Origin of the sequence: Mesorhizobium sp. M0598 (genome assembly GCF_040320865.1) — a bacterium.
GTDB lineage: Bacteria > Pseudomonadota > Alphaproteobacteria > Rhizobiales > Rhizobiaceae > Mesorhizobium.
On record NZ_JAMYQL010000005.1, the window covers coordinates 152,110 to 172,027 of the forward strand.

General features: G+C 62.0%; 21 protein-coding genes and 1 tRNA gene. 5 read left to right on the plus strand and 17 right to left on the minus strand.

Going from position 1 to position 19,918, the window contains the following annotated elements; genetic code table 11:
- Positions 1 to 43: 43 nt before the first annotated feature.
- From NKI59_RS09405 to xylF, 3 genes are all read right to left on the minus strand, one after another.
- Complete coding sequence (locus tag NKI59_RS09405) at positions 44 to 838, minus strand: ATP-binding cassette domain-containing protein (RefSeq protein WP_352703746.1); 795 nt, start codon at positions 836 to 838, stop codon at positions 44 to 46.
- Positions 839 to 915: 77 nt separating this feature from the next.
- Positions 916 to 2,280: a sugar ABC transporter permease gene (locus tag NKI59_RS09410; RefSeq protein WP_352703748.1), complete on the minus strand. Its 1,365-nt coding sequence runs from the start codon at positions 2,278 to 2,280 to the stop codon at positions 916 to 918.
- Positions 2,281 to 2,422: 142 nt separating this feature from the next.
- Complete coding sequence (xylF, locus tag NKI59_RS09415; RefSeq protein ID WP_352677845.1) at positions 2,423 to 3,463, minus strand: D-xylose ABC transporter substrate-binding protein; 1,041 nt, start codon at positions 3,461 to 3,463, stop codon at positions 2,423 to 2,425.
- A gap of 286 nt (positions 3,464 to 3,749) precedes the next feature.
- On the opposite strand from xylF, the gene NKI59_RS09420 reads away from it, so the two are divergent.
- Complete coding sequence (locus NKI59_RS09420; protein ID WP_352634124.1) at positions 3,750 to 4,994, plus strand: ROK family protein; 1,245 nt, start codon at positions 3,750 to 3,752, stop codon at positions 4,992 to 4,994.
- Between the two features lie 9 nt (positions 4,995 to 5,003).
- Here NKI59_RS09420 and phoB read toward each other — a convergent pair whose 3' ends face one another.
- The 6 genes from phoB to pstS are packed head-to-tail and all read right to left on the minus strand — an operon-like array spanning position 5,004 to position 10,215.
- A complete protein-coding gene (gene phoB / locus NKI59_RS09425; protein ID WP_031212149.1) occupies positions 5,004 to 5,693 on the minus strand; it encodes a phosphate regulon transcriptional regulator PhoB in 690 nt (229 codons plus the stop codon).
- A 16-nt stretch (positions 5,694 to 5,709) separates the two neighbouring features.
- The gene (gene phoU, locus NKI59_RS09430) at positions 5,710 to 6,417 is read right to left on the minus strand and encodes a phosphate signaling complex protein PhoU (RefSeq protein ID WP_023678534.1); all 708 of its coding nucleotides are present in this window, start codon (positions 6,415 to 6,417) and stop codon (positions 5,710 to 5,712) included.
- A gap of 32 nt (positions 6,418 to 6,449) precedes the next feature.
- Positions 6,450 to 7,253, minus strand: coding sequence for a phosphate ABC transporter ATP-binding protein PstB (gene pstB / locus NKI59_RS09435; protein ID WP_352703750.1), 804 nt, complete (start codon positions 7,251 to 7,253; stop codon positions 6,450 to 6,452).
- Complete coding sequence (pstA, locus tag NKI59_RS09440) at positions 7,250 to 8,101, minus strand: phosphate ABC transporter permease PstA (RefSeq protein WP_352677846.1); 852 nt, start codon at positions 8,099 to 8,101, stop codon at positions 7,250 to 7,252. The genes pstB and pstA overlap by 4 nt, the downstream gene beginning before the upstream one ends.
- Before the next feature lie 3 nt (positions 8,102 to 8,104).
- Positions 8,105 to 9,094, minus strand: coding sequence for a phosphate ABC transporter permease subunit PstC (gene pstC / locus NKI59_RS09445; protein ID WP_352634128.1), 990 nt, complete (start codon positions 9,092 to 9,094; stop codon positions 8,105 to 8,107).
- 59 nt (positions 9,095 to 9,153) lie between these two features.
- The gene (pstS, locus tag NKI59_RS09450; RefSeq protein WP_352457961.1) at positions 9,154 to 10,215 is read right to left on the minus strand and encodes a phosphate ABC transporter substrate-binding protein PstS; all 1,062 of its coding nucleotides are present in this window, start codon (positions 10,213 to 10,215) and stop codon (positions 9,154 to 9,156) included.
- Between the two features lie 652 nt (positions 10,216 to 10,867).
- Here pstS and NKI59_RS09455 point away from each other — a divergent pair.
- Entirely contained in the window at positions 10,868 to 11,221 is a 354-nt protein-coding gene (locus tag NKI59_RS09455; protein ID WP_023678529.1) for a hypothetical protein, read from the plus strand.
- Positions 11,222 to 11,304: 83 nt separating this feature from the next.
- Here NKI59_RS09455 and NKI59_RS09460 read toward each other — a convergent pair whose 3' ends face one another.
- On the minus strand, positions 11,305 to 12,276 hold the full coding sequence (locus NKI59_RS09460) for a DUF2865 domain-containing protein (protein ID WP_352703753.1): 972 nt from the start codon (positions 12,274 to 12,276) through the stop codon (positions 11,305 to 11,307).
- 333 nt (positions 12,277 to 12,609) lie between these two features.
- Here NKI59_RS09460 and NKI59_RS09465 point away from each other — a divergent pair, with 333 nt between their 5' ends.
- Complete coding sequence (locus tag NKI59_RS09465) at positions 12,610 to 12,825, plus strand: hypothetical protein (RefSeq protein WP_352703755.1); 216 nt, start codon at positions 12,610 to 12,612, stop codon at positions 12,823 to 12,825.
- 137 nt (positions 12,826 to 12,962) lie between these two features.
- Here the strand turns inward: NKI59_RS09465 and tolA are convergent, their stop codons facing one another.
- From tolA to NKI59_RS09485, 4 genes are all read right to left on the minus strand, one after another.
- Positions 12,963 to 13,328, minus strand: a complete 366-nt coding sequence (gene tolA / locus NKI59_RS09470) for a cell envelope integrity protein TolA (RefSeq protein WP_352703757.1) — start codon at positions 13,326 to 13,328, stop codon at positions 12,963 to 12,965.
- A gap of 398 nt (positions 13,329 to 13,726) precedes the next feature.
- Complete coding sequence (locus NKI59_RS09475) at positions 13,727 to 14,593, minus strand: glutathione S-transferase family protein (protein WP_352471137.1); 867 nt, start codon at positions 14,591 to 14,593, stop codon at positions 13,727 to 13,729.
- A 27-nt stretch (positions 14,594 to 14,620) separates the two neighbouring features.
- Positions 14,621 to 15,202, minus strand: a complete 582-nt coding sequence (locus NKI59_RS09480; RefSeq protein WP_352540244.1) for a VOC family protein — start codon at positions 15,200 to 15,202, stop codon at positions 14,621 to 14,623.
- Between the two features lie 406 nt (positions 15,203 to 15,608).
- The gene (locus tag NKI59_RS09485; RefSeq protein WP_008873905.1) at positions 15,609 to 16,049 is read right to left on the minus strand and encodes an SRPBCC family protein; all 441 of its coding nucleotides are present in this window, start codon (positions 16,047 to 16,049) and stop codon (positions 15,609 to 15,611) included.
- Between the two features lie 115 nt (positions 16,050 to 16,164).
- Here NKI59_RS09485 and NKI59_RS09490 point away from each other — a divergent pair, with 115 nt between their 5' ends.
- Positions 16,165 to 17,232, plus strand: coding sequence for an adenylate/guanylate cyclase domain-containing protein (locus tag NKI59_RS09490; RefSeq protein WP_352703759.1), 1,068 nt, complete (start codon positions 16,165 to 16,167; stop codon positions 17,230 to 17,232).
- A gap of 512 nt (positions 17,233 to 17,744) precedes the next feature.
- Here the strand turns inward: NKI59_RS09490 and NKI59_RS09495 are convergent.
- The 3 genes from NKI59_RS09495 to NKI59_RS09505 form a co-directional block, all read right to left on the minus strand.
- Positions 17,745 to 17,819: transfer RNA gene (locus NKI59_RS09495), tRNA-Glu, on the minus strand.
- A gap of 90 nt (positions 17,820 to 17,909) precedes the next feature.
- Entirely contained in the window at positions 17,910 to 18,317 is a 408-nt protein-coding gene (locus NKI59_RS09500; protein WP_352703761.1) for a VOC family protein, read from the minus strand.
- Positions 18,314 to 18,697, minus strand: coding sequence for a fimbrial protein (locus NKI59_RS09505; RefSeq protein WP_352540246.1), 384 nt, complete (start codon positions 18,695 to 18,697; stop codon positions 18,314 to 18,316). Before NKI59_RS09505 ends, NKI59_RS09500 begins: the two co-directional genes overlap by 4 nt.
- A gap of 26 nt (positions 18,698 to 18,723) precedes the next feature.
- Here NKI59_RS09505 and NKI59_RS09510 point away from each other — a divergent pair, with 26 nt between their 5' ends.
- Entirely contained in the window at positions 18,724 to 19,764 is a 1,041-nt protein-coding gene (locus NKI59_RS09510; RefSeq protein ID WP_352613500.1) for an RluA family pseudouridine synthase, read from the plus strand.
- Positions 19,765 to 19,918 lie beyond the last annotated feature (154 nt).

The window sequence follows — 19,918 nt, forward strand, 5'->3', positions numbered from 1 at the left end:
CTGGCACATTTTGGCGGCTTGTGATTAGCCGGCTAATTCTCGTTCATGCGGCGATCTTCAGCGCGCCCGGCCCCGGAATGGCGCCGGGTGGGCACTTGCCGAGGATGATCATGCCGAGCACCTCCTCCTGGGTGACGTCGGTTGTGCGCGCCGTTCCGACAACCCGACCGTTCTTCATGACGCAGACACGGTCGGCAAGCTCGAACACGTCGTGAATATCATGGCTAATCAGGAAGATGCCGATGCCGTCGGCCTTGAGCTGCCTGACCAGTTCGCCGACCTGCGCCGTCTCTTGCGGCCCGAGTGCCGCCGTCGGCTCGTCCATGATCAGGATGCGAGCATTGAACAGGATGGCGCGGGCGATCGCCACCGACTGCCGCTGGCCGCCCGAAAGCTTTACCACCGGCTCCTTGAAGCGTTGGAAACGCGGATTGAGCCTGCCCATCACCTTGCGCGCCTCGGCCTCCATGGCGACGTCGTCGAGCGTACCCCAGCCGGTCATCAGCTCGCGGCCGAGAAACAGGTTGGCGGCCGCATCGACATTGTCGGCCAGCGCCAGCGTCTGGTAGATCGTCTCGATGCCGTACTTCTTGGCGTCGCGGGGATTGGAGATCGAAGCCTCCTCGCCGTTGACGAAAATCTGGCCCGCATCGCGCTTGTAGGCGCCGGACAGGATTTTTATCAACGTCGATTTGCCGGCACCGTTGTGACCGAGCAAAGCCATCACCTCGCCCGGGAAAAGGTCGACAGAGGCATCGTCGACGGCGCGAATGCCGCCGAAAGCGATGGAGATGTTGCGCATGTCGATCAGCGGCGTGGGAGCGGTTTTGTCTGCCATGCTCGTCCTTCCTCCCTAGAGGTCCTGCTTGAGCACCAAGTTGTACGAAAACCGGTTTCCACCTTGCGGGATCATGCTCAGACCCGTTTGCGATAGACGGTATCGAGCCACACCGCGACCACCAGCACGGCTCCGACAACGATGCTCTGCAGCGGCGAATCGATGCCGAGCAGCACCATGCCGGACTGCAGCGACTGCATCAAAAGCGCGCCGAGCATGGCGCCGAGCACTGTGCCGGAGCCGCCGGCGAGCGACGTGCCGCCGATCACCGCCGCCGCGATGACCAGGAGCTCGTCCAGCGTGCCCAGCGCATTGGTCGACGAGTTCTGCCTGGCTGACGAGATCGCTGCGGCGATCGTCGCCAGCACGCCCATGATCATGAACACCTTCATGGTCACCCAGCGCGTGTTGATACCGGCAAGGTTGGCTGCTTCCGGATTGCCGCCGATGGCGAAGACATAGCGGCCGAAACGGGTACGCTTGGCGATGAAGGTCATGATCAGCCCTACGGCTACAGCCATCAGCACGGGTATGGCGATGCCATGGGCGATGAACAGCCCGCCTTCGGGAACGGTTATATTGTTGGCCGCCGCATATCTGTTCACGATGCCGACCGGCCAAGGATAGGAATTGGCAAGCCATATGGCGCCCATGATGACAAGGCAAGTGACGGCCCCGAGGAACGTCTCGGCCCAGATCGGGCGTAACGGGAAGCGGAACCGCTTGCGCTGCACCCGCCCGTTGAGCAGCATGAACACAACCGCCAGGCACGCGACAATTCCGACGATCCAGCTCCATCGCGCGCCGATCGAACCCGTCGGCCCGCCGCCCATCAGCTGGAAAGTGGCATCCAGCGGCGCAATCGTCTGCCCACTGACGACCCACCATGCGGCACCCCGCCAGACCAGAAGGCCGCCCAGCGTCACGATGAAGGCCGGCACCTCGAGATAAGCGATGATGTATCCCTGGAACGCTCCGATCAGAAGGCCAAGCGCCAGGCCGATGGCCAGTGCCAGGATCCAGATCCAGGGGTTGCCTAATTGCAGACCGACCATTCGCACCAGGAAATGCACCTGCGCAAAACCCATGACCACGCCGATCAGGCCTTCGGCGGAGCCGACCGACAGGTCGATATTGCGCATGACGATAACCAGCACCATTCCGGCGGCCATTATGGCCACGGCCGAAGTCTGCACCGACAGGTTCCAGAGATTGCGTGGCGTCAGGAAGGTCCGGCTGTCGAAGTCGAACGGATTGACGCCGAGCCGTACGCTAGAAATGACATGCAGGCCGACCCAGATGACCAGCAGCGCGCTGATCATGCCGAGCATGCGCGTGTCGAGTTCGGTTGCCTTGAGAAATCGGGCAACGATGCCGAGCTCGGATTCCCGTGCCCGGTCTGCCGTGCTGTCTACCGGCGTGTTGGGCGTCGTATCGGTCATGATGTTTCTCCCGCCGGGTTGCCGTCTGCCGCGGATGCCGGAAGCAGCCTAGAAGTTATCCGCCGGAAGCGGAAAAACAACTCTTGTTGAAAAAACGCCGCGGCGAGCGGCCGCGGCGTTCGGACTTCTCGGAAACGTCGGCTCAGTTGCAGACTGCAACAGCGCTAGCCGTCACGCCGGCGCAGACCTCTTCTTTCTTGATCCAGCCGGCGTCGATGACGACGTTGAGGTTGTCCTTGGTGATGGCGACCGGGGTCAGGAACAGCGACTTGACGGTATTGCCGCCGGGCGTGGTGAAATCCTTCACGCCGGCAATGTCGGTCATCTGCTTGCCGTCGGCCAGTTGCGAGGCGATCTCGGCGGCATTCTTGCCGAGCTCGCGCGCATCCTTCCACACCGACACGGTCTGTGTGCCGAGCGCGATGCGGTTCAGCGCGGCGTGGTCGCCGTCCTGGCCCGAAACCGGAACCGATCCGGCCAGCCCTTGCGCCGTCAGCGCGGCGACGACGCCGCCGGCAGTGCCGTCATTAGCGGCGACCACGGCATCGACCTTGTTGTCGTTGGCGGTCAGGAACTGTTCCATGTTCTTCTGAGCGTTGGCCGGCAGCCAGCCGTCCGTATAGGCCTCGCCGACATTCTTGATCTTGCCGCCGTCGATGGCCTCCTTCAGCACCTCCATCGAACCGGCAAACAGGAAATCGGCATTCGGATCGGAACCCGAACCCTTGATGAAGACGTAGTTGCCTTCCGGCTTCACCTTGAAGACTTCGCGGGCCTGCATGCGGCCGACTTCCTTGTTGTCGAAGGTCAGATAGAACACGTCCTTGTTCTCGATCAGCCGGTCATAGCCGACGACCGGGATGCCTTCGTCCAGTGCCTTCTGCACGGCCGGCCCGATGGCCGAGGCGTCCTGCGCCAGGATGATCAGTGCGCTGGCGCCCTGCGAGATCAGGCTCTCGACGTCGGTGAGCTGCTTGCCGGGGTTGGACTGTGCGTCGGCGGAAATATACTTGTCGCCTGCGGCCTCGATGGCCGCCTTCATTGCGGCCTCGTCGGTCTTCCAGCGCTCTTCCTGGAAGTTCGACCAGGAAACGCCGATGACCTTGTCTTTAGCCTGCGCCACCGACGCCAGCGCCAGCGTCATGGCGACACCCGCCAGAATGGCGGTCGTGAATTTCTTCATCATATCCTCCCTGCGCCGCGTACGGCGTGACCAATTGGCTCAAAGACCAGCTTAGAAGCTCTAATTTTTTCGAGCCTCGAAAAAATACTGGCCCGATCTCCGGCTGCTGTCAACATCGATTCTGATGGATTTTGATGACTCTGCGAGTTTTTTCGAGCGTCGGAATAAACGATGACAGCGCCACCTGCATCTGACACTATTTGCCTGCATCCGACACTATTTGTCGGACATTACCGACGGCTTCCGGTTCATGAGCAGCCGCGGCAACCGGGAGGAAAGCAAAACAATGTCGGTCGGAATCCGCCATGACGATTTGCGCCGGCGCAACCGGGCGATGGTGATCTCGGCGGTGCGCCGGGCCGGCCAGCCATCGCGTACTGAGATCGCAGCTACCACCGGCCTCAGTCATTCGACCATATCGGCGATCTCTTCCGACCTGATACGGGAAGGCATCCTCGCCGAGAGCAAGGCAAGTGAGCCCGTTTCGTTGAAACGCGGTCGTCCGCAGGTCGGCCTCGCCCTCAACCCGGAAGCGGCGGCGGTGCTGACCGTGGTGTTGTCGCTGAATTTCCTGTCGGCCGCCATTATCGACTATACGGGACAGGTGGTCGCCGAGGAACAGCGCCGGCTGGACACGCTGACCATGCCGCGCGACGAGCTGATCCGTGAATGCATGGCCATCGTCCGGCGCCGGCTGCAGGATCCAGACCTTGACGTCCGCAGTGTCGCCCGCATCGCCCTGGCGATTCAGGGCATTACCGACTCCCCTGCACGCGCCATGCTGTGGTCGCCGATCACGCCGCAGACCGACATCGCCTTTGCCGACATGCTGGAGGACGAATTCGGCATCCCGGCAACGGTGGAGAACGACTGCAACATGATGGCGGTGGCTTTGCGCTGGCGCAATCCGGATCGCTATCGCGACGACTTCATCGCCATCCTGCTTTCGCATGGCATCGGCATGGGGCTGGTGCTGAAGGGCGAACTGTTCACCGGGACGCATTCCTCGGGCGGCGAATTTGGCCACATGATCCATCGTCCGGGCGGCGCGCTCTGCCGTTGCGGGCGGCGCGGCTGCATCGAGGCCTATGCCGGCAACTACGCCATCTGGCGCAACGCCAGGCAGATGAGCGAAGACAGCGAACCGGTCGCCGACGTCAGCGACGCCGACATGCGAGCACTGGCGGCCCAGGCGCGCGAGAAAGATGGGCCGGAACGCGAGGCCTACCGCAAGGCCGGCGAAGCGCTGGGTTTCGGTCTCGGCTCGCTGTTCGCGCTGATCGATCCGGCACCGGTCGCGATGGTCGGCGCCAGTGCCGCCGCCTTCGATCTGATCGAGCCGGCCTTGCGGAAGGCAATCGCCCAGACCGCCGGCGGTCAGCATTCAGGCTCGATCTCCTTCGATACAGAGCCGAACGAATTGCCGCTGATCCGCGAAGGCTGCGCGATGCGGGCGTTAAGCTTCGTCGACCAGGAGATTTTCGCGCCGGGCGCGCAAATGAGGCCCAGCGTCAGAAAGAACGTAGCCTGACCAGGCGGGTCAATCTTCCCTGATCGCATAGCCGGCACCGCGGATGGTGCGGATGACATCCGGCATCCGGCCGTTGTTGACGGCTTTGCGCAGCCGCCCGACATGCACGTCGACGGTGCGTTCGTCGATGTAGATTGTCTCGCCCCAGACATTATCGAGTAACTGGCTGCGCGAGAAGACACGGCCCGGATGCCGCATCATGAACTCGAGCAGCCGGAATTCGGTCGGCCCGAGCCTGATTTCGCTCTTCTTGCGATAGACTCTGTGCGATTCGCGATCGAGAACGATGTCGCCGACCTTCAGCACGCTGGACAGCACTTCCGGCTTGGCGCGCCGCAGCAGCGCCTTGACCCTGGCCATGAATTCCGGTGTCGAAAACGGTTTGACCAGATAGTCGTCGGCGCCGGTCGAAAGACCGCGCACCCGGTCGCTCTCCTCGCCGCGCGCGGTCAGCATGATGATCGGCAGCCGCTCGGTTTCGGGGCGCACCCGCAGCCGACGACAGAGCTCGATGCCGGAAACCGCTGGTATCATCCAGTCGAGCACCAAAAGGTCGGGCACATTCTCCTGCAAACGGATCTCGGCTTCGTCGCCGCGTGTCACCACCTCGACCTGGTAGCCTTCGGATTCGAGATTGTAGCGGAGCAGCACACCCAACGGCTCCTCGTCCTCCACCACCATTATGCGTGGTGCGATCATCGGCTGGGCACCCCCATCATGTCACCGGTGCGGACATTGTCGTTTCGTCCTGCTTCGGACGATTGACCGGCAATTGCTCGCCGGTCAGCACATAATACGCATTTTCGGCGATGTTGGTGACATGGTCGCCGATCCGCTCCAGATTCTTGGCGCAGAACAGCAGGTGCGTGCAAGCGGTGATGTTGCGCGGATCTTCCATCATGTAGGTCAAGAGCTCGCGGAACACGGACGTGTATTTGACGTCGATGCGCTCGTCGGCGGCACGCAGCTTGGCCAACGCGGCCGCATCGCCTGCAGCATATTCCTCGATGACACCCTGCACCTGGATGAGAACCAGCTGCGCCATCGCGTCGATGGAATGCGACAGGTCCCGCGGCGTGGCGCTGAGGCCGACCGCACTCACGCGCTTGGCGATATTCTTGGCAAGGTCGCCGATGCGTTCGAGGTCGCCCGCCATGCGGATCGCTCCGACCACATGGCGAAGATCGTGGGCCATCGGCTGGCGTTTGGCGATCAGGGTGATGGCGCGGTCGTCCAGTTCGCGTTGACGCGCATCCATGATGGCGTCGTCGGAAACGACGCGTTGCGCCAGCACGTTGTCGGAATTCAACAGGGCCTTGGTCGCCCCGCCGACCATCGAACCGGCGAGGTCGGCCATGTCGCGGATCAGCTTGCTGATCTGCTCGAGATCCTCGTCGAAAGAAGCGACTGTGTGTTCGCCCATGATCCTGTCCTCAAATGCATGATCGGAATGGCTCAGCCGAAGCGGCCAGTGATGTAGTCCTGCGTGCGCTTCTCGCGGGGCGACGTGAAGATCTTCTCGGTCCGGTCGAACTCGACCAGTTCACCCAGATACATGAAGGCGGTCTGGCGCGACACGCGCGCCGCCTGCTGCATGTTGTGGGTGACGATGACGATCGTGTAGTCGGCTTGCAATTCGTCGATCAGTTCCTCGATCTTGGCAGTCGACAGCGGGTCGAGCGCCGAAGCCGGTTCGTCGAGCAGAATGACTTCCGGCTTCACCGCCACGGTGCGGGCGATACAGAGCCGCTGCTGCTGGCCGCCGGACAGGCTCAAGCCGCTGGCGTTGAGCTTGTCCTTGACCTCGCTCCACAGCGCGGCGCGCCTCAACGCCTGTTCGACGCGGCCGTCCATCTCGGACTTGCCGAGGTTCTCGTAGAGCCTGACGCCGAAGGCGATGTTCTCGTAGATCGACATCGGGAACGGCGTCGGCTTCTGGAACACCATGCCGATCTTGGTCCTGAGGAGGTTGAGATCCTGCGACCGGTCGAGAATGTTCTTGCCGTCGAGCAGCACCTGGCCCTCGGCCGTCTGTTTTGGGTAGAGCTCATAGATGCGGTTGAACACACGCAGCAGCGTCGATTTCCCGCAACCCGAAGGGCCGATGAAGGCCGTGACGCTGCGCTCGGGCAGCGACAGGCTGATGTCCTTCAGCGCCTTGCTCTGGCCGTAGTAGAAGTTGAGGTTCTTGACCTCGATCTTCGTCTTCTCGGCTACCGTTTCGGCCATCGTCATGTCTGGGGACAACATCTGTGTCATCTGTCCTCTCTGCGTCCGGTAAGGCTGCGGGCGAGGATGCTCAAGCCCAGAACCGTCAGGGTGATTATGAGTGCGCCGGTCCACGCCAGTTGCTGCCATTCCTCGTAAGGGCTGAGAGCGAACTGGAAGATGGTCACCGGCAGGCTGGCCATCGGCGCGTTGATATTGCTGCTCCAGAACTGGTTGTTGAGCGCGGTGAAGAGCAGCGGCGCCGTCTCGCCGGAAATGCGTGCTATCGCCAGCAATATGCCGGTGACGATGCCGGACAATGCGGCGCGGTAGGCGACCGAACGGATCACCACCCAGCGTGGCGCGCCGATCGCGGCACCGGCTTCACGCAACGCGTTCGGCACCAGGCTGAGCATGTCTTCAGTGGTGCGCACGACCACCGGAATGACCAGGATGGCAAGCGCAACTGCGCCGGCAATGGCCGAGAAATGTCCCATTGGCCGCACCATCAGCTCATAGACAAACAAGCCGATGATGATCGACGGCGCCGACAACAGGATGTCGTTGATGAAGCGGACGACGGTGGTGATGCGCGAAAAGCGTCCATACTCGGCCATGTAGGTCCCCGCCAGCACGCCGATCGGCGTGCCGACGACAACGGCGATGATCGTCATCAGCAGGCTGCCCGCGATGGCATTGAGCAGGCCGCCGGCCTCGCCCGGTGGTGGCGTCATCTCGGTGAAGACCGCGAACGAAAGCCCGGCTGTGCCCTTATAGACTAGTGCGCCGAGGATGAGCGCCAGCCAGGCAAGCCCGATGCCGGCGGCGACGACGCAAAGCGCCATCATCACCGAATTCCTGGCTTTGCGGCGGCTGTGGAGCGATGAGGATGTCGACATCGGTCAGGCTCCCGTACGGGCGTCGATCCGCATCAGCATATAGCGGGCGGCGGCAAGGATCAGGAAGGTGATGACGAAGAGGATCAGGCCGAGCGAAACCAGCGAGGAGGTGTAGAGGTCGCCGTCGGCCTCGGTGAATTCATTGGCGATGGTCGCCGAGATCGTCGTGCCCGGCGCGAACAGGGAGGCACTGATGCGGTGGGCGTTGCCGATGACGAAGGTCACCGCCATGGTCTCGCCGAGCGCCCGGCCGAGGCCAAGCATGACGCCGCCCATGATGCCGATGCGGGTATAGGGAATGACCACGCGCCGGGTCACTTCCCAGGTCGTGCAACCGATGCCGTAGGCCGATTCCTTCAGCACCGCCGGCACCGTATCGAAGACATCCTTGGTGATCGAGGTGATGAAGGGCAACACCATGATGGCGAGGATCAGCGCCGAGGTCAGAAGGCCGATGCCGTAAGGAGGGCCGGCGAAAAGGCTGGATAGTCCCGGCACGCCATGGAAGATGTTGATGATGAAGGGCTGTATCGTCGTCTGCAGGAATGGCGCGAACACGAACAGGCCCCAGATGCCGTAGATGATCGAAGGAATGCCGGCCAACAGCTCGACCGCTATGCCGATCGGGCGCCTGAGCGGGCGCGGGCAGAGCTCGGTGAGAAAGATTGCAATGCCGATGCCGATCGGAACCGCGATCAGGATGGCAATGGCCGCCGTCACCAGCGTGCCGTAGATCGGCGCCAGTGCGCCAAATTTTTCCGTAACAGGATTCCAGCTCTCAGTCGTCAGGAAAGAAAAACCGAACGACGACAGCGCCTGCCATGAGCCGGCAAACAGCGAGATCGCGACACCGCCGAGGATGACAAGCACAAGAATTGCGGAAGCGCGGGTGAGTCCGCGGAATATGGCATCTGTGAGCGCGAAGCGCCGCACCGTAGCTTCCCTGGCCCGGGCTGCTGCAGATGATGGCATGGCATCGGAAGCGATGGTCATTGGGTCCTCGCGATTAAAGGCAACAGGGAGGGCGCCATCGACGCCCTCCCTGGAGGAGATTACATAGCCGAGTAGAGCGGCTTGCCGTCGTCGCCGACGACTTCCTTGGCCCACATGGCCTTGACGCTCTCAACCACCTTGTCGGGCATCGGAACGTAGTCCAGCTCGCCGGCCATCTCGTCGCCCTTGTCGTATGCCCAGGCGAAGAATTTGAGCGCTTCGCCGGTGGTCGCGGCATCATCCGGCTTCTTGTAGAGCAGGATCCACGTTGCCGCCGTCATCGGCCAGGACTCGGCGCCCGGCTCGTTGGCGAGGATGACGCCATAGCCCGGCTGCGAGCTCCAGTCGGCATTGGCCGCTGCCGCCGAGAACGCCGCCGCGGCGGGCTCGACCTTCTTGCCGTCCTTGTTGATCATATCGGTGTGGGTGAGCTTGTTCTGCTTGGCGTAAGCATATTCGACATAACCGATCGCGCCGCCGGTCTGGGAGACGTTGTTGGCAACGCCCTCGTTGCCCTTGGCGCCGATGCCGACCGGCCATTCCACGGCCTTGTCGACGCCGACCTTTTCTTTCCAGTCCGCGCTGACGTCGCCGAGGTAATAGGTGAAGTTGAACGTCGTGCCCGAACCATCGGAACGGTGAACGACCGCGATCGCCTGCGAAGGCAGCTTGACGTCGGGATTAAGCTTCTTGATCGCTTCGTCATCCCAGCTCGTGATCTTGCCGAGGAAGATGTCGGCCAGCGTCGGGCCGTCGAGAACCAACTCGCCCGGCTTGATGCCTTCGAGATTGACGACGGGAACGATGCCGCCCATCACCATCGGGAACTGAGCCAGTCCGGACGCTTCAAGCTCGTCGCCCTTGAGCGGCGCATCCGAAGCGCCGAAGGTAACGGTCTTGGCTTTGATCTGCTTGATGCCGCCGCCGGAACCGATCGACTGGTAGTTAAGGCCAACGCCGGTGTCTTTCTTGTAGGTGTCGGCCCACTTCGCATAGATCGGGTAGGGGAAGGTGGCGCCGGCGCCGGAGATGTCCGCGGCGAGCGCGGCGGACAGGGTGAGGGTGGTCGTCGCCGCAGCCATTGCAATCGCAACGGCCGCCGAGCGGATGAAATGTCTCATGTGGCCTGCTCCTGTTCGGAATATGGTCTCTCGGCGCCATTCCTCGGGCGCCCGCTGAGGCCAATAGCCCCCGATTATTACAGTCGCATGACAGTTTCATGTCGCTCCGGTAACGTCGTCCAGCCGGGTTAAGAAGGAGCGGTCGCGGGCTTTGTCGGCATGGGCCGCGGTTTGCCGCTGGAATCAGCAGCTTGCGTGAATTCCGGCCGGCATCGTCTGCTCGGCGATCGTAGCCACCGGCTTTAAAAGAAAAAAGCCGGACGGGAGCGCGTTGCATGCAGCCAGAACGTGTCATGGCCGCGCCATCGCCGAAACAGGTCCGTTGGGGTAAATCTGACCCTGTTTCTTGCCGGCGGTCGCTGCTCCCGCCCGTAACTGGAGGAGCGGAACTTCGAATATCCCATTGTCGCCACTGAGCGCGGCTTTGGTATGGTGCGATCGCACCATGGCCTTACGCTGGAAGCGTTGACGAATCGCAAGGTTCTAACTCGCGCTGGACCTCCATCCGCGCCCGACCCGGCGCTCGATCTTCGAGCAACGCCTTCGACTGGAAGTGCGACGACTCTACTTCACGGTATCTACTCCCTTCGCCCTATTCCGCCGGTTGTCGGTTAGGCCGAAGCAGCGTTATAAGCTTGCAGGGGTATTGCTGATGTCTCGACGGATTCTGCCTGTCTTCCTGTGCCTGGCGCTGCCTCTGGGAAGCGGCTGCGCGCGCAGCTATGACGGCACCGTCATCATTCCCAAGCCGCTCGATGTTCGCCGTTTCTGGGACAGGCCTTCGCCGCAGGCGCAAGCCGAACAGTCGCAACTGGAGACCGACGTCTTTCCAGTGGCGCCGCAAACGCCGAAAAGGCCGGCGGTGCGCAGGAGCGCGGCTTCCGTTGCAACGCCTCGGAGGAGGATCACCAACAACCCGCCCATGCTGTCGCCGGAGCCGACGAAGCCGCTAACTTGCAAGAATGTCAGCGAGCCCGGCAAACGGGCCCGCATGGTCTGCGAATAACCAGCCGACGTCCGTCGATGCGTACGGCTCCAGGCCTTGAAGCGGCTATCCGGCCAGCCGTCTCGGAACATCGCCCGCCCTGGTCAGTCCGCCGGGAAGAAGGCCGGCCCGACCACTCTCACCGGCCGCGCGCCGATCGCTCTTTCGATCGACTGATGCTGGGCAGCCCCCTGCACTTCGGCAGCCTGCGTTTTTGCCTCTGCCGGAGCGGCACCGGCGGTTTCGATCCCGGATTCAGGAATTTCCGCGACGATGCCAAAATCCGGCTTTGCCGTCGGCAACGGAATGATGGCGTTGCTCATGTTGGCCGGTGTCACGGTTCGTGCCCTGAGCTCGGCGACGCGCCGGTAATAGCGCTTGACGTCGCAGGCCTTGAAGTTCGCGTCGTCGCGGTACCGGAACGCGGCAGGTAGCTCCACATAGGGTTTTCCCGACTCGAGCGCGACCATCTCCTCGGTCTCGCGAGTGGCGTCGCTCAGCGTATAGAGGTCGACGCCGGCATCGTCGCAGATGTAGCGACACTGATCGACCGTTTCCTTCAGATCGTCGCCCTTGGCGAACTGCGATTTTGGCGCGGGGAAGAAATATCCGTCCGACAAGCGAACGCAAAACAGCATCCGATTGCCGCCAATTGTTGTGCCTGCGGACTGGGCCTTGGGTGCCGTGCGTTGCTGCGCCGGCTGTTTCTTGGCAGCGGGGGCGGCGCAGCCCAGCGCGACAAACCTGGCCTTCAATCTGGACGTGTCCCTGCTCGAATTCGACAGTCTGGCGATCTGCCGTTGCACCTCCGCCTTGCTGCTGACCAGGTCGGCGCAGGGATTGAAGAAGAAGCCGGCCGTTTTCGCCGTGCATCTGCGTTGTCTCTCAAGCTTTTGAATCGCGGCGAGTTGCCGGCGCAGTTGGGCAAGCTCGGGGCTGGTCCCGCCGCTGCGCCCCGCCGAAAGCAATTGGCTCCTGATGGCACCGCAGCTATCCGCGTAGGAGAAGGATGTGCCGAGCGCAACGGCTATTGCCGACACCAGCATCAGAATCGTGAGGGGCCAGAAGCGTGTCACTGGAACGACCATTATCCTTGTTGCACCGAGAACAGGATTTCTTTGTCGACTATGGATAAGTACTAGCTAAATCAGTTTTTCCTAATTGAAGTAGATCAAACCGCCACCAGAGACTTTAGCTCTAGTGTATTAGATCCACTCGTGTAAATTCAATATTACATTTTTATTTCAAGATTGAGACGAACCGGCAGCAACGCCGGCGGACGCCCGCCACGGCGAAGTTTGATACGCGCGGCGGGTTCGGCATCGCGATCAATCCGGCGTTACCGGCCGGCCGTTGCTGAAACCTTAGCCCTGGGATCGGCGTTGAGCGGCCAAAGGAGGAGACCGCAAATGTCGATCCACTTCACTGTCGCGGACCTGACCAGGAATCTGTTCCATTCACTTGGGTTGGACCATGAACGCGCACCGAGGCCACTCGACCACGAGCAGGGGCTTTTGCTGGAGTGCAATCTTGCCGGCCAGATACCGGAATCGGCCTGGAGCGACTATGTCTTCGAGATGCCGGAACTGGCGCGACATGTCGAGGCGAGACGAAGGCGCCACTAAAGCGCATCGCGGTCGACCGGGCCTCATGCGACGCGCTTAGGTTCTTGTCTAATGCATGTCGTTGTCGCAAAACCGCTGCACACTTTTGCGCGACATGCATTAGGTCCCGAAAAGTGGAATCCGGTTGTCGGAAAAGATCAAGGCGAAGCCTTCACTCGCGGTGCAACCTGTTCTTGTTTGGGCGAGTTGAATTGCAGAGTGAACACCTTGCCCGGGATGCCTTGAGCCAGCGCCGGTGAAAAGCTCAACGGCAGGCAATGGTCCACGGCCGCGACCGCCGCGTCGACAAAAGCTTGGCGCGTCTTCTCCTCGCCGGCGACGCGGATGGCGGTCGGCTTGGGCCGGCCGATCAGCGTGCCATCGCGCCTGAAGCTGAAGCTCAGGGTGACGGTGGAATTCCCGGCATTCGCCGGAGGGGTCCAGCACGCCTGGATGGCAGCCCCGACCTCGGGCATGGTGTTGAGCGTCGCTGCATTCGATTGACCGGTTGCGCCCACCAGCATGGCGCCTGCAATCACCATCATTCCAGCAATGCTTTTCATGGCAGGGCCTCTGTCCTTGAACCGCCCTCGAGGACGGGACGAACTTCGATGGTAGGGCCGACAGCGGCGATGACAAGATGGCGGCGACGCGTTTCATCAGCCATGTAGGCGTCGTTAAACGCCGTCTGGCGCAACTTCGGCAGGGGCTGAAATAAGCAAAAGGCCGGCGCGCAGCCGACCTTTGCTTCCCATCCGCGCCAGTACATCCGTGGTCGCGGGCTGGAGGTGGATTCAGTAGAAAGGGTTTAGGTTAACGAAACCTTAAGCTCCCGACATCGTGCAAACAGGGGAGATTAAAAAAATCCCCAGTTCATTACCGGCTCCTGCAGACGTGCGGACGACCGCTATTGGCATGTGACTCAGGCGTTGGCCTGCGACCTCACATAGGCGATATAGCCGCGCACGTCGCCGGCCGGCTCGGCATAGGCCTTGCCGAGCTTCTTCTCGATCGCCGCCATATAGTCTTTTGCCCATTGGGGCAGCGCATAGTCGATGACGGCGAGGAATTCGAGTGTCGCCGCCAGGCGGATGTCGGCGATCGACGGGTTCTTGCCGCCGATGAACGGCTTGCCGTTCCTGAAGAAGCTGTGAAACACCTCCAGCGGCTCGGCTATCGCTTCTATAGCGGCCTTCTGGGCTTCCGACTTCTTGTCGGGGTGGGCGTCGCTGTGGCCGACCTCGCCGGCATATTGCGGGAAATTCAGCACAGGATATGTGGCGCGCGCCACATAGGGGTAGAGCGTCCCGATCAGGTAGAACATGGCACTGTCGATCATTGCCCGCTTGGCCGGCGCCTTGGGATATAGTTTCTCCAGCCCGTGCTTGTTGGCGAGGTACTGCATAATGGCGCAGCTTTCCCACAAGACACCTCTCGGCAGGCCCTTGTCCTCGATCATCGGCGTAAGATGGGCCGGGTTTCGCGCCATGTATTCGGGCGAGCGCGTGAGACCCCATACGTCGGTCTCGGAATGATCGAGCCCGGCGGCGCGTGCAAACACTCGAACGCTCATATTGTTGACGCTGGGCTTCAGCATGCTGAGCGAGAGCGCGGGCTTTTTCGCCGGTTTCGCCTTGGCCTTCGGCGCCAGCTTCTTGGCGGAGACCTTGGCCGCCGGCTTTGCCACTTTCGCCGCTGACTTGCCGGCGGCTTTGGCCGCCGGCTTCGCTCCTGGCCTGGCTGCCTTGGCCGCGGGCTTCGTGGCACTCTTGGTTGCTGTCTTCGCCATTGTATCCTCCCTTTGTTCGGCGTGTCGTCAGTATGGATTTTTCGGTGCGCGATCCTCCGACAACGTCGTGCGCGAGCGCTCGACAAGCGCCTGGATCGCATCGGCAAGGTGCACTTCGGCGATGTTGTAGTCGCCGCGCGCGACGCGGATCTTGTGCGCCTGCATCAGCACGTCGGCATGGGTGAAGCCCGCCGGCGGTTCGAAACGGTAGGAGGCGAGTTCGATCAGCAGGCCGAGCGGATCCTCGAAATAGATCGAGTCCATGAAGCCGCGATCCTTGACGCCGCTGTGCTTGATGGCGCGCTCGTCGAGCCGGGCAACCGCCTGCAGGAAGGTGACGCGCGACACCGCGAAAGCGATATGATGGACGCAGCCCGTGTCGGTCGGCGTGCGCCGCTTGACCGGCGTGCGGCTTTCGTCGGTGAAGACGGTGATCAGCCGGCCGTCGCCCGGATCGAAATAGAGATGGCTTTCGCTTGCCTTATCGAGATTGGGCTGCTCGAAGATGAAAGGCATGCCAAGCACGCCCTCCCAGAAATCGATGGAAGTCTGGCGCCCGGCCCCGACCAGCGTGATGTGATGAACGCCTTGCGATTGCAGCTTTTGCATCTGACTCCTCCCGGCCACGCCGTCTTGCCGCCGAACGGAAGTTCGGATGCCCAGTCGCGCTTGGCATGTGACCGCGCCCGGCCTCGCTCGCCTGCGCTCCGCATTCCGCATCCTGCAGGAGTGCGGCCGGAGCTTTGATGAACGGATGCTAATTCAATCCGCGGCGTTGCGCCAGAAGCGCTGAGTTTCAAGAACTCCACGCAGGCGCCAAGAGCGGCACCGGGATCGCGGACGCCTTCGCCGAGCTCGCTGAAACGACCCGTCGCCGGCAGCTGTAGTGGTGCGGCGGCCCGCAGGTCGCTGGGTTTCCCGAGCGCCGGTTTGGCGACGGCAGGTCAAAGGGGCCCTCGTTGACGCATGCCGCGCCTGGTTCGGATTACGGGCATCCGCGGCCCTTAGACGAAAATCACATATTCTTCATCGGCACGTCGGGATCGACATGTCCCCCATCGGCAGTGATCTTCAGCCTTGAGAGGTAGTGCTCCCATCCCCTTCGGTGGCTGTCACGCTCCTTTGCGTTCGGCAGTCCGCTGTGCGTGAAGCGGATCAGTGTCCCCGCATCCCTCGCGATCAGGTCGATCTCGACATGACTGGAGCCGGGCGGCACGGTCTCGTTGTCTTCCCAGCCAAAACTGTAGGCAAGACGGTGGACCGGGATCACCTCGGTGAACTCACCGCGCGCCATATGGCGACCACCGACATTGACGAGGAACAGACCGCCCGGCGTTGCATCCAAATTCGCTTCGGTCCCGATCCATCGCACAATCTGGTCCGGATCCGTCAAAAGCGCGAACACGGTCGCTTGTGGCGCCGCGACCTCAATCTCTGTGTAAACCGATTCCGCCATCGCTCACTCCAGGTCACATCCGCAGCGAATACCTGCATGATTGAAGCGAATGTGGGGAGTTGCAAGAAGATGTTCGAGGCGTAAGCATAAGCCGGTGCCGAGTGACCTTCTACCCATGCTTCTCGCAAAGTCGCTTTCATTCCTTCTGGACGACGCCGCGCATATTGGCGACGGTGGGCGACTTCTATTGCAGCTCTCAACGCATTTGATTGAAGACGGCTTGCCGATCATCGCCGGCGCGCTGGCGCAGGATGCTCCCGACCCGATTATCTCACGCCGCATCTGGCTCTGGCGAGCGCCTGGGGGTGAAGTGGTCGAGGCTTTGGGGATAGGCGCCGACCGCCAGAATGCCGATCCCCGGCTCGTGCTGCGGGAGTGGCTTGGCACGACGCGGGCGATCGTGTTCGACGAGCGAGCGGGCGGTGTCGCACCGACTTTGGTGTGGGCGTTCGATCATACTCCGGATGAGGCGCAGTCAGAGCTGCTGCGGCAAATCTCCCGGTTTGCTGCGGCTCCGATGACCGCACTCGCAGAACGGTCCGCGAAACGCGCATTGCTCGAGGCATATTTGGGAAAGCGCAGTGCAGCACATGTGCTCAACGGTCATTCTCGTCGAGTAAAGGGAGAGACGATACGGGCTGCGCTTCTGTGCGCGGACCTTCGAGGTTTCACCGATCTATCCGAGGTTCATGATGCAGACGAGATCGTATTGGTACTTGATGCCTGGTTCGATTGCGTCGCCGGCGCGGTGCACGCATTTGGTGGTGAGGTTCTCAAGTTTATAGGTGATGGCGTCCTCGCGATTTTCCCGATTGGCGAGCGCGATGCAAATGCCGCATGTGACGCGGCGGTACGCGCCGTGAAGGCCACGCGCGCCGGGATAGATCATCTCAACCAAACTCGGCGCCGCAATGGCGGCCCTGAGCTCGGATATGGCATTGGCCTGCATGTCGGCGAGATACTCTGGGGGAATATCGGCACTGCCGGCAGGTTGGACTTCACCGCGATCGGCAAGGCTGTAAATCTTGTCAGCCGCATCGAGGGGCTGTGCAAGCCGTTGGGACGGACGGTGCTCGCGTCGACAGTGTTCGAGGCAGAAACTACCGAGCGGATGATCGCCATGGGCAGTCATCCGCTCGGAGGAATAGCAGGCGCGCAAACACTTTTCGGCTTGCCGGAATAGATCGAATGGTTGAGCCCGCCGTGGATGTGTCGTTCGCAGCATATCTTGGTATCGTGCGAAGCCATGACTGAGAGAAATTCGAACGGCAAAGAAGCTACGATACTGCAACTGGAGTATGGCGCGTTTAGAGCCCAGCCATGCGCGTCGCGCGCAGCTTTCGCTGGCCGGTGCTAAGGGCCTTCCCGGCATCCACCCTTCGAGGGAGAGGCGCCTTCGCCGAGCTCGCCAAAACGATCCGCCGCCGGCAGCTGTAGCTCAGGTCGGCTCCAGGCAGTGCCGACCAGCGTGATGGACGCCTTGCGATTGTAGTTTCTGTATCTGGCTCCTCCCCGCGTGGCATCGACTGCCCTGTTCAGCGCGACGTTCTGCGCGCCGCTAACGCTGTGCCTCAAGACCCACGATGCAATGCTAATGCAATCGGCTCCGCTGCGCCAGAAGCGGCAATGAGCCAAACCCGCCGCGACCCAAGGCGATGGATCGGATTGATGGTTTGCCGAGAGCTGGGAGAGACTTGGTACGCCCAAGGGGAATCGAACCCCTGTTCCCGCCGTGAGAGGGCGGTGTCCTGACCGCTAGACGATGGGCGCGTTCAAGAACCGGCGATATAGGCTGACGGCTGGCAAAAAGCAACTAGGCTTAAGGCTGCCGATCGCGCCGGTGAAGTATCCGCTGCAAGCCTAGCGTTTTGGCTCGATCAGGTCCCAGAGATTTCCATAGAGATCTGCGAAAACCGCCACAGTGCCATAGGTCTCGTGCCGGGGCGCCTCACGGAACTCAACGCCCTTTTCGAGCATCAGCGCATAGTCGCGGGCAAAATCGTCGGTTTCGAGGAACAAAAAGACCCGGCCGCCGGTCTGGCTGCCGATGGCGTGCCTTTGCGCATCGCCGGATGCCTCGGCGAGAAGCAGGCGCGCACCCTGCCCTTTGCGCGGCGTGATCGTGACCCAGCGTTTGCCGCCGCCGAGATCGACATCTTCGGTGAGGACAAAACCCAGCTGGTCGACATACCACGAGATCGCCTCGTCATAATTTGCGACGACAAGCGCGACCGTGGCAATGCTGCGGTGTTCGGCAAAACCGGTCATTTGTTCCTGATCGAAAAATGGCCAACGATGCGGCGCTCGGTGATGTCATAGACGAAGATGGCGCGGCTGCCGTCGGGCAGCTCTGCGTCGATCGACAGGTGATTGCCGGACAGCGATTGGCTGATCACCCTGGCGCCGACCGGCAGCACGATGTCGCCGTTGACCGTCTCGCCGATCGGCACCTGGATGTCGCTGCTTAGCGGAGGGGCGGCAGGCGGCGCGTTGCGCGCTTTGTAGACAAGTGCCGCGATCACCACCATAAGGGCGAGGAACAGCAGGCCGAGATTGATGGCGACGAAGCGGACGAGCTTCCTCCGCACCTTTTCGACCTCGGGGTCGAGCGGCTTTTCCTCGTCTTCGTCGGCAAGCGGCCGGGCCATGGCAGCAGATTCCGGAACTGTTTTCGATGAGCGCTCATAACGAAGTGGTCAGACAATTAATAGGGGCCGGACCGATCGTCCTGGAGGCGGGCGCTGATGCGGCCGGCCAGCGGCTCGACCAATGGCTGGCGGCCAGGCTCGGCCCCGACATGTCGCGCAGCCGGGTACAGATGCTGATAAAGCAGGGCGCCGTCAGGATCGGCGGCAAGCCAGCCAGCGAAACGAAGCGCAAGATGGCGCAAGGTGACAGCGTGTCGGTTGATATGCCGGAGCCGGAACCAGCGGCGCCGCAAGGCGAAGATATTGCGCTGGACGTCCTCTACGAGGACAGCGAGCTGATCGTCATCAACAAGCCGGCCGGGCTGGTCGTGCATCCCGGCGCCGGCAACTGGACCGGCACGCTGGTCAACGCGCTGATCCATCATTGCGGCGACAGCCTGTCTGGCATCGGCGGGGTGAGACGGCCGGGCATCGTCCATCGCCTCGACAAGGAGACCAGCGGCGTCATGGTCGTCGCCAAGACCGATCGCGCCCACAAGGCGTTGTCGGAGGCCTTTGCCGACCACGGCCTGACCGGCGATCTCGAGCGGGCCTATCTGGCGTTGGTCTGGGGCATACCGGCAAGGCCGACCGGGACGGTCGACGCGCCGCTCGGCCGCGCCGCCGACCGGGTACGCCGCGCCGTGGTGCCGCAAGGCCGCGACGATGCCCGCCACGCCGTCACGCATTTCATCGTCGTTGAGCGCTTTGGCGAGCAGCAGCAGGAATTCGCCACGGCGAGCCTGGTCGAATGCCGGCTGGAAACCGGTCGCACTCACCAGATACGCGTCCACATGGCCCATATCGGCCATCCGGTGATTGGCGACCCCGAATACGGCCAGGCTTTCCGCACCAAGGCCAATCGGTTGCCCGAGCCGCTAAGAAGCAAGGTAAAGGCGTTTCCGCGACAAGCTTTGCACGCCCGCCTCCTTGCATTTCGGCATCCCGATACCCATCTAACGATGAGGTTCGAAGCACCGATACCGTGGGACATGGAGGAACTCGTCGACGGCTTCCGCAAGCTCTGAACCCAACCACCTGAAAACCTGACCGGCGTTGTTCACTTCAACGTGACACACTGTTTCGTGTTGAACAAATGCCTGTCTTTCTGGTTTTGTTCCTATATATGTCGGTTGGCGCGAATGTGCCTTTGGCATTCGCGCCACATGCCCGCCGCGTTTC